Here is a 14,198-nt window from a genome sequence, read left to right on the forward strand (position 1 = left end):
TCTAAATAATTCCTTCTCTGATTAAATCATGTAAGTGAATAATACCTTGATATCGCTCTCCGTCCATTACCAGCAGTTGGGTTATATCGTGCTGGCGCATCATTTCAAGTGCGTTGATAGCCAGCTGATCCTGCTGAATCATTTTTGGGTGCAGCGACATTATATCTTTGGCCGTTACAGCTGCTGTAGGAACATCTTTCTCCAGCATTCTGCGCAGGTCACCATCTGTAATAATGCCTCTTAATAATCCTTTTTCATCCACCACTGCGGTTACCCCCAGCATTTTGGAGGATATTTCCACAATTACCTCTCTTAAGGAGCTGTTTAGCAGTACCTGTGGGGATTGATGTTGTTTGCTGAGATCCCCTACTTTAAGATACAACTTCTTTCCCAGGGCCCCGCCGGGATGGAATTTTGCAAAGTCAGCAGCCGTAAATCCGTGCCATTCTATCAGGCATACCGCCAATGCATCTCCCATTGCCAACTGTGCAGTGGTACTGGTGGTGGGTGCGAGGTTATTAGGGCAGGCTTCCTGGCTAACAGTGGTGTTGAGTACAAAATCGGCTTCCTGGGCCAAAAACGAGCTTGTATTCCCCACCATGGCGATGAGTATGTTGCCAAAATTCTTCACAAGGGGAACCAGTACCTTTATTTCAGCAGAAGTACCGCTTTTCGAAATACACATTACGATATCTTCCTCTCTGATCATCCCCAGATCTCCATGAATCGCATCTGCTGCGTGCATGAAAAGTGCGGGGGTCCCGGTAGAATTAAATGTGGCCACTATTTTCTGGGCAATAATGGCACTTTTACCGATGCCGGTTACTACCAGCCGTCCTTCACATTGCGCGATCTTTTCAACAACTTTCTCAAAATCTGCATCTATAAACTGTTGCAAATCATTAATAGCTGATGCCTCCATGGCAATTGTGCGTTTGGCTACGTCTCCTATATTGATAGTTTGATTCCTTTTCATGACGAATTACAAATTTATCATTTTTTAGTCAGCACTGGTGCTGTTATGTAATTTATATTGATACTCCGCGCTTTTTTAAGTAACTTCGTGTCCCCTAAAAAACATATAAAATTATTTCGTCATTTGTTGGTTCTTTAGAGTTAAAATTTGAATGCAATGGCTGTTGTTAAGGAACGTTTGATGGATGCATTACGCGAACACTTCGGGTTCGATTCCTTTAAAGGAAATCAGGAAAAAATTATAAATAGCATCCTMTCAGGCAAAGATACTTTTGTTATAATGCCAACTGGTGGAGGTAAATCACTATGCTACCAACTACCGGCGTTAATGAGTCCCGGTTGTGCGCTGATTGTGTCACCACTTATTGCCCTGATGAAAAATCAGGTAGATCTGGTAAGAGGCTACAGCAGTAAAGACAACGTGGCCCACTTTTTAAACTCCACCTTATCCAAGGCGCAGATAAAAAAAGTGCGGGCAGATCTGACAGCGGGCAAAACCAAGCTGTTATATGTGGCGCCCGAAACGCTCACCAAACAGGAAAACCTGGATTTCTTCAAAGAACTGGAGATTTCCTTTATTGCCGTAGATGAAGCACACTGTATTTCTGAATGGGGACACGATTTCAGACCGGAATACCGCCGTTTGAAGGAAATGATAGACCAGATCAGCGATAACCTGCCTATCATCGCCCTAACCGCTACGGCGACCCCTAAAGTGCAGAGCGATATCGTAAAGAACCTGGCACTGAATAAAGCCAACATCTTTATTTCTTCCTTTAACCGTCCAAACCTGTATTATGAAATCAGGACCAAGCGCAAAAAGGAGCAAACCAATAAGGATATTGTTAAGTTTATTCACTCACATAAAGGCAAAAGCGGTATTATTTACACGCTCAACCGTAAAACCACAGAAGAACTGGCAGATATGCTGGTCGCCAACGGCATAAAAGCAGTGGCGTATCATGCAGGCCTGGACCCTACTACCAGGGCCCAGCGTCAGGACATGTTCCTCCATGAAGATACAGAAGTGATTGTAGCCACCATCGCCTTCGGTATGGGGATCGACAAACCAGATGTACGCTTCGTAATCCACTACAATATTCCAAAGAGCCTGGAAAACTATTACCAGGAAACCGGTCGCGCCGGCAGAGACGGACTGGAAGGTATCTGTATCTGCTATTACTCCCACAAGGATGTGCAGAAACTGGAACACCTGATGCGGGATAAATCGCTCAGCGAACGTGAAATGGGCGCACAACTCATCAACGAAACCGTAGCCTACGCAGAAAGCGCTGTGTGCCGCCGCCGGGTGATTCTCCACTACTTCGGAGAACACTTCGAAACAGAAAACTGCGGTCAATGCGATAACTGCCGCAATCCCAAAGAAAAAATAGAGGTGAAAAACCGGGTAGTGATCATGCTGAAAGCCATTCGCGCACTCGAAGAACGTTTCGGCAGCGAATACGTAATCAACATCATCACCGGCAAAACAAGCCCCCAGATCAACACCTACCGCCACGATCAGCTGGAAGTATTTGGTGAAGGCAAAGATGACGATGCACATTTCTGGAATTCCCTGATGCGTCAGATGATGCTGGAGGGACTGATAGAAAAAGATATAGAAGAATACGGCCTGCTGAAAGTCACCAACAAAGGCACCCAATTCCTCAAAAAACCATATTCCATTATGGTGGCCCTGAATCATCAGTTTGATGCAGACGCCATGGATGATGAAGATGAAGCTGCTGCAGAAGCACAGGCCTCCGCAGATCCGGCATTAGTTGAAATGCTGAAAGAACTGCGTAAAAAAGTGGCGAAAGAAAAGAACCTCCCTCCTTTCGTTATCTTCCTGGAAACTTCCCTGGAAGACATGGCCACCCAATACCCTACCACCGTTCAGGAACTGGAAAAGATCCAGGGCGTAAGTAAAGGTAAAGCGGTTCGTTATGGTAAGCAGTTTGTGGATGTTATCACCAGGTATGTAGAAGAAAACAACATCACCAAACCGGACGACTTTGTCATGAAAAGCGTGGTGAACAAAAGCGGGATGAAAGTATTTATTATCCAGAACATCGATAAGAAAATACCGCTGGAAACCATCGCCAAAAATAAAGAACTCTCCCTCTCGCAACTACTCGATGAAATGGAAACCATTGTTGCCAGTGGTACCAAATTAAACATCGACTATTGCCTGGATGAAGAGCTGGATGACTATGCCCAGGATGAAATCATGGAGTACTTCAAAGGTTGTGAAACCTCCAGCCTGGTATTGGCAAGAGAAGAGCTGATTGAAAACGATTATACGCTGGAACAGCTGAAACTGATGCGTATTAAATTCCTGGTAGTATACGGCAACTAAGCTGTTTTTATCAGTATCAAAGCATACAAAATGAGTATCAAACAAATACAGGAAACCATTGCCTCCAACAGGCAAAAAGTAGTGGCGCACCCATTATATGCGGAGCTGCAAACACTGGAAGACGTACGTACATTTATGCAGTACCATGTTTATGCCGTTTGGGATTTCATGTCGTTACTCAAAGGATTACAACAACAGCTTACCTGTGTAAACATTCCCTGGGTGCCCGTTGGTAATGCAGCCACCCGGTATCTCATCAATGAAATTGTAACCGGCGAAGAAAGCGATGTGGATAAAGCAGGGAACCGCTGCAGCCATTTTGAACTGTATGAGCAGGCCATGCAACAGGCAGGTGCCGATATCGGCAATATAAAGACGATTATAGCCGATGTAAAAGCCGGGAAGCCTATCCAAAGCATTTTGGAAAAATCGTCCCTTCCTAAGGCTGTAAAAGGCTTTTTAGGCTTTACTTTTGATGTGATTGCTACCGGTAAGGCACATATTATGGCAGCAGTATTTACTTTTGGCCGGGAAGATCTTATTCCTGATATGTTCCTGGCATTGGTAAAAGACCTGGATCAGAAATTTCCCGGCAAGCTGGATACCTTCATTTATTATCTCGAAAGACACATAGAAGTAGACGGCGATCACCATAGCCAACTGGCTATGCAAATGGTCAACGAACTTTGTGGAGCAGATGAAAATAAATGGCGGGAAGCCGGTGAATACGCCCAACAGTCGCTGTTTTGGCGTCATGAATTGTGGAACGGTATTCTGCACGAAAAAGTGATTTTATAATTTTTTTGAAAAAATATTTTGCAATTCAAAAGATTGTATTACTTTTGCAATCCCCTCACGAGAGAGGGCAACAAAAAAGGATGGTGCGGTAGCTCAGTTGGTAGAGCAAAGGACTGAAAATCCTTGTGTCGCCGGTTCGATCCCGGCTCACACCACAAAAAAAAGGTCATCGGAAGATGGCCTTTTTTTATGCCCGTAAACGTAGGCACAACTGGGCTTCAGCATTTATAATGCCCAGGGAGCGCTGCCCTCCGCAGGGCATTATCACATTTTATTGGATCAAGGTTTCAACCTGGAGGATATCTTTTTCAATATTCTCTAAAGGCCCATACACGCGCGTTTGTCATGCTCAAATCCCTCCCGAACTCTCCTTGAATATTATACAATACTCATTGCACTCGTATTAGATAATCTTCAACTTGCCCCCAAAACAGGTTCCCCGGATTATGTTATATTTATAGTAATCAAAATAATCTCCCATGGCAAAACAAATGTCTGTCATTTCTTTTACGAGAAAACTCGGCAATCTCATTGGGTATAAGCGCAATGGCCAATACTTCCTGCGTAGCATGCCCGAAAGCGTGCAGCAAACGGCTGCTACCCGCCGCGCATCCCGGCGCTTCGGCATCGCCAGCAGGAAAGGCGCTTTTATCCGTCATGCTTTCTATCCCCATCTGGATATCCATTGTGACGGCGCCCACATCAATCGGCTCAACAAGCTGCTCATTACTGCCGGCGATCATCACGCCGCCATAACAGGCTTCCGCTTCAATCAGCATACTGGAATCGATCGTTTTTTTCCAGTGGCTCCCCGGCTTTTAAGTAACGGTATATTAAATATTCCCGCACAAACCATCGCCGAATATCAAGGTATAGCTGCCCTGGAAGTAAAAGTGATCGCAACGCGTATTAACTTTATATCACGTCAGGTGACAGGTAGCGAAACAGTTACGCTAATGATAGAGCCGGATACCACTTTCCAGGAAACAAATGTTTCACTCGATGTACCCGGGGAGGGCTCACTGGTAGTGGTTTTCCAGGTAAGAGCGATGTACAAGGATGGCCCATCCGGCAACAGACAATACATGGCCGCCGATATTATTGCGGTGGCAGCACCACAGGTACCCAAACAGGCTAATAAACGCACTTACCCAAAGCGGAAGATATTGCTTCCCAACCTTACCTATACATACACATATCCAGCTGTCATTCAACTGGAATAAAGCGCTCCTTGCCCCGGAGATATTTTGATAAATAAACGCTTTATACCTACATCCTTTCAATAGTGTATTTCTTTCTGCAGCTACAGTTGGCACTGAAGCCGCCCTGCTATGGCTGGTTCTGACCTCCATACACCTTCTGATGCAATTTCATCGGGGTTATACATCCGAACGTCATCCCCGCATCAAGTCCACCTCCCCTGCAGTACTTCTATAGGTACTAAGCGGTTGCTAAGCATAAAATCGACAGTACCTACATAATGACTATGCACTTTGTAGGTAATGCTGACCATAATGATGAGTGTTCTTAATGCCTTATAAACGTTATGCTTAAAATTCACGCTATCCCCAAATTTTCTACTTGATTCTCTATTAGGCCCAGGGAGCTCTGACCTCCGCAGGGCATTATCATATTTTATTAATGCGCCACTTTAATATACCCCCACCCTTCTCTCTGTTTGGTGATTATTTCATAAATGGCATCCGGTACAACTTCAACACCGGGAATCAATTCACTGGCATCTTTATTATTCCGTTTCATGGTAGCTCCACATACTTTTACACTCACTTTTTTATTGTTCAGCAGCTCAGTAAGGGCAGGTGTTATTTTTGATTTATCTTTCAATACCATATCCAGGGCGTCACCATAAACTGCCACTTCCAACTGTGCATCCGGGCTACCTTTCAGGATACCGTTCACTTGTCGTATCACCGTGTTATGATCCTCTACCGATTTACTGGTAATATCAAATACTACCTTGTAATCTGCCTGGGCATAGGATGCGAGATATCCAAGCAAACATCCAACAAGTACGAATAGCTTTTTCATGATCATATTGTTACTTGAAATGATGAATATCAACCGGCTTGTTTATTTAATGTGCTGCTTCTCCCTTTGATGTAGAATAGGACCAAAAGGACCATATTTATGTTGTTGCTCAGAAAAGGTATCGCTAAACGGCCCGAAAGGATGATCTACCGGCTTGGTGCTTACTACAGGCCAGTCTTCAGGGAACTCCTTAACGGGACGAATTTGTGAATTTACAAAGGCAGCCACATCCCAGGCATCCTCGTCCGTTAATAATGTTTTGCTATAGTCGGCACCAAACGGCATATTGTTTTTTACATACCCGGCAAATCTCGACAGCCTGTAGATACCTGCGCCTGTATTATAAGTTTTCTCTCCCCACAAAGGTGGATACTCGTACTCAACAGCACCTCCGGATAGTTTCCCTTCACCATTCTCTCCATGACATTTACTGCATTGCTGCATATACACCAGCTTCCCTTTTATGGTATCTGCCCTTCTTTCCAGGTATGCTATTTCCTTTATTCCGCTTCCTGGTGGTTTGTATCCTTTAGGTACATTTTTCCCGAGCCATTGAATGTAAGCTATGATAGCCCTGAGCTCCCGGCTGTTACTGTCGAGGGCAATACCATTGAGACTGYGGATCAGACAATCATTCACTTTTTTTGCAATCGATTCAACAGTGCCGCTCCTTTCCCTGAATTTTGGATACGTAGATGCCGTGCCCCCAAAGTTGTTTCCCCAACGCTTGGTGCCCGCCTCCAAGTGGCAATTCTGACAGTTCATACCGTTGCTGACAGCTGCTATTTTTCCTTTGGGGCCCAGGTATACGGAAGTGTGGGCTATAAGATCCTGGCCATAGCGGATCATTGCACCACTTGGTGTATGTGGGATCGTAGCCGTATCTGGCGCCATCCACAACGTCGTCATTACCTTTTTTCCGCGTTTACCCTGATTGTTGAAAACCGTTTTAACAACAACCAGAATCACCCCCAGCAACACTATGCCCCACAACGTCCGGAAAAAAATCCTTTTCATCCCGCAAAACAATAGCCGCAATTCTTTTCCTGAGCGCGTCCTACAGCCCATACGCCGGAAGGCACCAATTGTATTCCTGGTAAGATTCCTTCGATCCATTCTTTCTTGACCTCGGCTGCATCGAGTGACATGTTTTGTGCCACCACTGCACTATACACGGTTATTGCCATGTTACATACGCAGAATAATACGCCACTGGCCTGCAGTTCATTGATTCCGATAGCTACGTCTCCAACACCCGGAACTTTAAAGTCTCCCGGCTTAGGCTCCCAGAAGGGGTTTCTGACTGCCGGCGCTTTTGTGGCAGGATCATCTGCCTTAAACATCTCTCCAAATTTATACTTGGCCCATAGCTCACTTTTCATAGCATATGGAATCGCATCGTGACGCAACACTACCACCACACAGCATTCTTTTTCGGGTGTGCCTGTAGCTGCATTGGTCAGTAAAAATACTTTGGGCCAGGCAAAAGGCAGTATATCGTGCGGACGAACTACATCCAGCACCATTTTGTGTTTGCCCTTGATTTTATTCACCCATGCTTCGGGGTTTTCGAGGCCAATATTTTGTTCATGGGGAAATGCAGCCTGCAGCTCTAAAGGAACAAAAGATGGCATGGTCAGCACCGTTGCTCCTACAATGATTTTTCCGAGAAAATCACGGCGGTTGGTCGCATCGTTTTCGATATAACTCATATGATTGCTATTTTGGTGAATGGAATATTTACCTGTAACATCTGCTATTGCTAATAGCAGGCAATCAATAAACCAGCTTTAAAGGATAGTGGGAATTTCAAGAAAACGGTCAAAAATATCAGGAGATGCATTTTCGACATCATTAATACGGCCAATTCGTCAACCAATGTTATCATTGCTTAACCGCATTAATACGGGGAACTACAAGTGATGCTAATTTAGGAAAATAAAAACGGGGACTATCGGATAAAAGTGACAAAATTTAAATCCCCAACGCCAGCTCCAGGCTGCTGCGGAAACCAGGATATTCATGTGGTAAACATCCTGCGAAATGCCTGAACTCATTGATAAAATGAGTTTGGTCGCTATACCCGAACCGGTTAGCCAATAAACACCATTGAATTTTTCTTTCTTTTTCCATGTATTCAATCGTTCGCCGGAAACGCACAATACGACAAAATGTTTTCAGGTGAAGCCCTGTCTGTTCCAGGAAATTTCTTTCTAAAGTACGTTTGGTAAGATAAGTTTCCGACTCCAATTGCCGGATGGTAATATTGCCATCTGCTGCATATATCAGCCGTATCGTCTCATTCAGATTTCTAGAATATTTTCTTTCGCTCAATAACCGGCTGATAAGAAATGTTTCCAGGATGACAACCTGTTGTTCTCCGCTGCTACATTCCCTTAACTGCTCCCCTAATTCATGCATTTGAGAGCCGACAATAACCGACAGATCAATGCTTTTGTTTGTGAAATTTGTCGCCGGAATATGGAAGAGTTTAAACCAGGCAGCTGGTTTAAAATTTATCACCTGGTTTTTCATTCCCGCGTAAATGCAGCGTTCACAAACAATATCATTGGCACCTGTAATACTGTCTGCCGCTACATATTCCTTATTAGTGATATCATAAACCTTGTCTGGCGGACCTAAATTAAATACCAGACTTTGGATCAGGTGCGGCAATATGGTCATCTTCCGGCTGCCTTCTTCCCGGAAATCGCTTTCCAGTATTAGGTGGGAAAGTATATAATCCTGTAACAACCGGTGTGGTTGAAAAGATTGCACCTTGAACATATTCAAACGCTTTATAGATACCGGGTATCTGGAATATCAAACTGCTTTGAAATAGTTAATAGTGGCAAAGACCCAACTTGAATCCATATGCAAATATATGAATCATTATCCTTCTTATAAATCCGGCAATTTCCGCCAGATCCTCCACTAAGCACTTCGGCTTCTCCCCGGCTCCTTTCCACATGAAAACGGGGTATTTTCCGATGCCCCGTTTTCACGTCTATAAACATCGGCATCTTGAAAAGTATCTTTTCTTTTTAACCCGCTTTTAATTTCCTTATACCTTCCCAAAACGTAGTTTTTATTACTTTTCAGAAAAAATGAAATCCTTATTGCCTCTGTTTGCGCTGGCATTGATCCCAGCCATCGTTACAGCACAAAAAATTGAACTGAAAGTAAACGCCGGTGCTAATGTTAGTATGCTCCCCAACTTTAACAATCAAATCATAATCGTGAATGGTTTTACGATTCCGGGCGTAATAAGTGTGGCCAATGCCGCCAATCCTCCCATGGTCACCACTGCTAGTTCTAAAACTAAACAGCAGGTTGGTTTTAACTTTGAAGTGGAAGCCGGGAGGAAGCTGTCTGATAGATGGAAGATTTCACTATCCCTGGGCGTAAATCAGATCCGGTATGATTACGATACCCACATTTATCAATCCATTCTTTATAAGAATGATTTTAATTTAAGCGAACTAACAACGAAGTATGGCGATTCAAAGTTCACCTACCTCACATCACGTCCATTGAATGTTTCACTAACATTTGACCGGTTCTCCTTACAGGCTGGCCCCATTGTCAATTATCTGATTGGCAAAAAATACTCAAACTATGTGGTCGTTTCCAATGCAGATACCCGGGAAGCAATCGGCGCCTTCTTTGAAAGCAAGGGAGATGTACAAAAATTTCTATATGGTGTACATTTGAATGCCCGCATGGCTGTGGCAAAAAACCTGGAAATTATGCTGGGCAGTCAGTACTTCCTAAACTCTCTCTATAAGAAAGAAACTACGTACAAGCCGATATATGATAAAAGCAAGGCACTACAGATGCAGTTAGGATTGAGCTATAATTTTGCCGCTTTTATCAGGTAATCCCAATCCACATTACCTGATGACATATACCCCGTCTAATGAAAACGTCCCCGAAAAAGTCACCTCTAATGACCTTTTCCGGGCCCTAAGTACCAGGTATAAAAAATAATATCCTTCCTGTCAGACAGGCTCAGGACATAAAATATCCACCGCAATACAGTTGTGCTACAACTGCCAATTGCCGGACGGATTTCTCCAATACCAGTAATCCCCTCCATTTCAGGTGAGAAATATGCACTCATCCCTTTCCATTAAAAATAAACCTGCTTCTTTTCCAGGACCTTCAACATCTCTTCTTTTACTTCCGCTGTTCTTTCATTGAAGCGCTGTAAAGACTTCGTCACCACCCGGTCCAGGACTTGAACGGTTCCATTTTCGACCGCTTCTTCAAACAGTGCGATATCAGCAGAACTGATCATCTTTCTATCATACCAGCTGCTGCTTAGTATCAGGTAGTGAATGTCAAACCCAGACTGGTTAAAATATGCCAGTATGTTTTGCACATCCCCTATACCATTACCAGGCACCAGATTCATGACCACAAAAAAAGAAGTGTCAGATTCCCTGTGAAACTGAATGACGGTCTTAATACGCATCAGGTAATCATCTGAACCATGATAACGGGGAAAGATAATTACAAACTGCTCTTCTCCAAATGACGCCGCTTGAATCGGCTGCTTAAAAGGAAAAAACATTTTCCTTTCAAAGATTTGCTGGGTCGTTTTTCCTTTGCCTGTATGGGGGTTACCAACAATAGCAAAAAACGTTCTGGGCTTAACAATCATCTCCCAAAAAGCAAAAAAAAACGGAAAAAACTGTTAATCAATTCCAAATAGTATCAACATTGTAGATCACTTTACGGGAAAATAAGTACCTGCTATACTTTTTCCGCCAACAACGCAATGAGCTGGGCACAAGGCAGGAAGAGTATCTGTGCTAACAATGTACCGCCAATCCTGGCAATAACCATATAGGAAATATATTTTCGGAAAGAGCTCTCCGCTACCTTACCCAATACCACATCATCTGTAAGGATCGATAAATGAGGATCTATAAATAACGCCATTAACACAGTAGCCACCCCATTTATAACCCCGGAAAGATTACTGGCTGTTGTTCTGTATTCCGGATTCAAATAAGCCGCATATACACAGGACAACACCGCAATAGTAAGTATGGCCGTAGCCAGCAGGTTATACAAAAATATACGCCATGGAAAACTCTTCTGAACGGTTAACTCCACTAAGTGATCCCTCGATGGCATTTTCAAACTTTCCTTCACAAACTGCATTCCGGCACCGGAAAGACCCAGATAAAATAATCTGGGTATCGACTTATGCACACTGAAATGCACCACCGCCCTGGACAATAACCTCTGAAAAGTAGGGATAAGAAATGCTCCCAGAACAGACCCGACCGTACATGATAAAATAATGTACCTGAACATGAGCGTATTGGAAGCTACCTGCAACTTCAGATCCTGTTCTACCGTTTTAGCCAGTAGTGGTGCCTGTAGCGTGTTAGCAGTACGTGATAATAATACAAGGATATTAAATAATGAAAAGGTAATGGCAATTCTTCCTGTCCTCACTCCCACTATCCTTACTGCATAAGATAATGTAGTAATCAGGTTGATCAGCAAAGTGAGGACGAGTACAATAATAATCTGGGTAGTCATTTTAGTAGCAATTATAAACTGCTACTAAAATAATCTTTATTCTGTTCTAAGGCTTTTTACCGGGTTTGTAGTCGCCAGTTTCCGCGTCATGCCAATAATAACAAATGCTACCAATAACATCAGCAACACACCTACTATTAAAAACGGTCCGGCGCCAATGTTAATTCTATAAGCATAATCCATTAGCCAGGTATGTAACAGGTACCATGACAGCGGCCATGCCACCATATTAGAGGCAACAATGATCCAGGAAAATTCCTTCACGAACAACGTAATAATATTAAGTACAGAAGCTCCCAATACTTTCCTTATTCCCATTTCCTTATTCCTTCTGGCAATACTTAAGGTAACTATTCCCAACACCCCGAGTAAAACAATCATCAACGACACAATCGTAGCAGCCCTTGCCGCCTTTTGCATTTGTGTTTCTGTTTCATACAACTGTGCAATGCTGTCATCCAGGAACTTAAAATCAAAAGGAGTATCCGGAAAAACCTGTCCCCACTTATTTTGTAACGCTGCTATTTGCTTAGAAGTATTACCTGCATTTAACCGAAACGAGATGAAACGATAAATACCCATTGATTCTACCGTCATAAAACAAAGAGGGGAAATCGCATCACGCAAGGTACCAAAATGAAAATCACGCGTAACACCGCTCACATACATCACTCCACTAAAATTATGCATCCGCACCGGCTGATTTATCGCCTCTGCTGCACTTTTCCATCCAAGCGCACGAACTGCAGCTTCATTAATAACAATTTTCGATGAGTCTGCCTGCGTACCTGTGTAATAAGCACCTGCGCTCATCTTAATACCATAGGTAGCTACAAACCTTTCATCTGATATAACCGATACCGAAGAAATAGCGGTACTGGAATCATTCTCCGGCCTATAAATCATGTTGGCACCATTACTCCACCCATCAGGGATCGCATAAGAAAATGAAGCATCTTTTACCTCAGACATCGTACGAAACTCATCTCTCATTCTTTCCATATGCTTTACACCTGAAAAGGTCCAGTCCCGCGGTACCGGAACGGTGATAACGCGCTCCTTATTAAAACCGAGATCTGAATTAAAAAAGAAAGATACTTGTCTGTCTATGACGATGGCGGCTATGAATACCACTATAGCGGTTACAAACTGCACGGTTATCAGTGCCCGCCTGAATAACAACTTCTCCTTTATATTCTTCAGCTTTCCTTTTAACGCAGTTACAGAAGGTTGTGCGGACAATACAAAAGCCGGATATAATCCTGCCAGCGCCCCCGTAAACAGAATAATAAATACCGGTAAAAAAGCGAACCAGGCAGGGAAGGAAGACAAGCCTGGTATATCTTTCCCTATCATCTGGCTGAATAGTGGTTTTAATAAAAAGAACATCCCGAGCGATACCACAAAAGAAAATGCCACCACTAACACCGATTCCGTAATAAATTGAAACACTAACTGTCTCTTTTTACCACCCATAGCCTTTCTCACACCAATTTCCTTTAACCTGGTTAAAGAGTTCCCAATAGAAATATTGACGAAATTAATAATCGCCATCAGCAGGATGAACATCGCTACGAAAGAAAAAATAGCGATCATTCTACCAGCAAGCCCTTTATACATACCCAGATAAATGTCCTTTAATGCTACCGGATATACCTCCAGTGTTTTTTGTATTTCAGAAGAAGCATTTGTTTTTATCAACGTGGCCAGTGGTACTTTTAATTGTTCCGGTTTTATCCCCGGCTTCAATAATACATACCCAACAATATTAGGTGATAGCCAACTATTGAAGCCAAACTCACGGCCAAAGTACCTGATACCCGCAGGCCCCATGAATAGCTCATTTCCGGGTTTAGTATAGTTGGTAACGGTATTAAACGGCAGATCTTTTATCACTGCGGTTACTTCAAAATCTTCATTCCGCCCATCAAACGATTGAATCTTCAACAGCTTTCCTACTGCATCTGCTTTACCGAAATATAATTTCGCCTTCTTCTCCGTAAGCACTACTGCATTAGGTTTATCCATAGCAGTACGCGGATCGCCATAAGCGACCGGTAAATTAAATACATCAAAAAAAGTAGAATCTCCGGGGTGTATCCCTTCCCGGTAATGTTTATCTCCTACTGACACCACTGTAGTAATGCCATCATGACTATACGCTTTCTCTATCAGCGTAGGGTAATTATCCTGCAATTCTTTTGTTAGTGGTCCTAACGTTGCAAATTCAACCCCTGTTTCAGGATTCGCCCACTTACTTTTCAACAGAAAAATGCGGTCGTTGTTTTTAACGAACCGGTTCACCTGTAGTTCCCCCCAGGTATATGCTCCTATCAGCAAAACAAACGTGATTCCTATTGATAATCCCCAAATATTCACCATCGCAAAAAACCGATGCTTCGCAATATTTCTCCAGGCAACCAGAAAGTAGTTTTTTATCATAAGACAAGCGTATAGC

12 protein-coding genes and 1 tRNA gene are annotated in these 14,198 nt (G+C 43.3%); 5 read left to right on the plus strand and 8 right to left on the minus strand.

The window, feature by feature from the left end:
- Position 1: 1 nt before the first annotated feature.
- Positions 2-976, minus strand: a complete 975-nt coding sequence (locus AC1DCV_RS14665) for a KpsF/GutQ family sugar-phosphate isomerase (RefSeq protein ID WP_477023826.1) — start codon at positions 974-976, stop codon at positions 2-4.
- 156 nt (positions 977-1,132) lie between these two features.
- Between AC1DCV_RS14665 and recQ the strand changes: the two genes are divergently transcribed.
- The 4 genes from recQ (at position 1,133) to AC1DCV_RS14685 (ending at position 5,355) form a co-directional block, all read left to right on the plus strand.
- Positions 1,133-3,334: a DNA helicase RecQ gene (gene recQ / locus AC1DCV_RS14670; protein WP_477023827.1), complete on the plus strand. Its 2,202-nt coding sequence runs from the start codon at positions 1,133-1,135 to the stop codon at positions 3,332-3,334.
- A gap of 30 nt (positions 3,335-3,364) precedes the next feature.
- Complete coding sequence (locus tag AC1DCV_RS14675) at positions 3,365-4,132, plus strand: DUF3050 domain-containing protein (RefSeq protein ID WP_477023828.1); 768 nt, start codon at positions 3,365-3,367, stop codon at positions 4,130-4,132.
- A gap of 82 nt (positions 4,133-4,214) precedes the next feature.
- Positions 4,215-4,287 (plus strand) — tRNA-Phe (locus AC1DCV_RS14680).
- 324 nt (positions 4,288-4,611) lie between these two features.
- Complete coding sequence (locus tag AC1DCV_RS14685; protein ID WP_477023829.1) at positions 4,612-5,355, plus strand: hypothetical protein; 744 nt, start codon at positions 4,612-4,614, stop codon at positions 5,353-5,355.
- Between the two features lie 415 nt (positions 5,356-5,770).
- Here the strand turns inward: AC1DCV_RS14685 and AC1DCV_RS14690 are convergent, their stop codons facing one another.
- The 4 genes from AC1DCV_RS14690 to AC1DCV_RS14705 form a co-directional block, all read right to left on the minus strand.
- A complete protein-coding gene (locus AC1DCV_RS14690) occupies positions 5,771-6,181 on the minus strand; it encodes a DsrE family protein (protein WP_477023830.1) in 411 nt (136 codons plus the stop codon).
- 42 nt (positions 6,182-6,223) lie between these two features.
- Positions 6,224-7,198, minus strand: a complete 975-nt coding sequence (locus tag AC1DCV_RS14695) for a c-type cytochrome (protein WP_477023831.1) — start codon at positions 7,196-7,198, stop codon at positions 6,224-6,226.
- Complete coding sequence (locus tag AC1DCV_RS14700; protein ID WP_477023832.1) at positions 7,195-7,893, minus strand: hypothetical protein; 699 nt, start codon at positions 7,891-7,893, stop codon at positions 7,195-7,197. Before AC1DCV_RS14700 ends, AC1DCV_RS14695 begins: the two co-directional genes overlap by 4 nt.
- A 262-nt stretch (positions 7,894-8,155) precedes the next feature.
- Positions 8,156-8,968: a helix-turn-helix domain-containing protein gene (locus AC1DCV_RS14705; protein WP_477023833.1), complete on the minus strand. Its 813-nt coding sequence runs from the start codon at positions 8,966-8,968 to the stop codon at positions 8,156-8,158.
- Positions 8,969-9,288: 320 nt separating this feature from the next.
- Here AC1DCV_RS14705 and AC1DCV_RS14710 point away from each other — a divergent pair, with 320 nt between their 5' ends.
- A complete protein-coding gene (locus AC1DCV_RS14710; RefSeq protein ID WP_477023834.1) occupies positions 9,289-10,062 on the plus strand; it encodes an outer membrane beta-barrel protein in 774 nt (257 codons plus the stop codon).
- Positions 10,063-10,313: 251 nt separating this feature from the next.
- On the opposite strand, the gene AC1DCV_RS14715 is transcribed toward AC1DCV_RS14710, so the two are convergent.
- The 3 genes from AC1DCV_RS14715 to AC1DCV_RS14725 form a co-directional block, all read right to left on the minus strand.
- Complete coding sequence (locus AC1DCV_RS14715) at positions 10,314-10,757, minus strand: hypothetical protein (protein ID WP_477023835.1); 444 nt, start codon at positions 10,755-10,757, stop codon at positions 10,314-10,316.
- Between the two features lie 182 nt (positions 10,758-10,939).
- On the minus strand, positions 10,940-11,740 hold the full coding sequence (locus tag AC1DCV_RS14720) for a lipid II flippase Amj family protein (protein WP_477023836.1): 801 nt from the start codon (positions 11,738-11,740) through the stop codon (positions 10,940-10,942).
- Positions 11,741-11,776: 36 nt separating this feature from the next.
- Positions 11,777-14,182, minus strand: coding sequence for an ABC transporter permease (locus tag AC1DCV_RS14725; RefSeq protein WP_477023837.1), 2,406 nt, complete (start codon positions 14,180-14,182; stop codon positions 11,777-11,779).
- Positions 14,183-14,198 lie beyond the last annotated feature (16 nt).

It is taken from the genome of Chitinophaga sp. 10T418 (assembly GCF_056394125.1).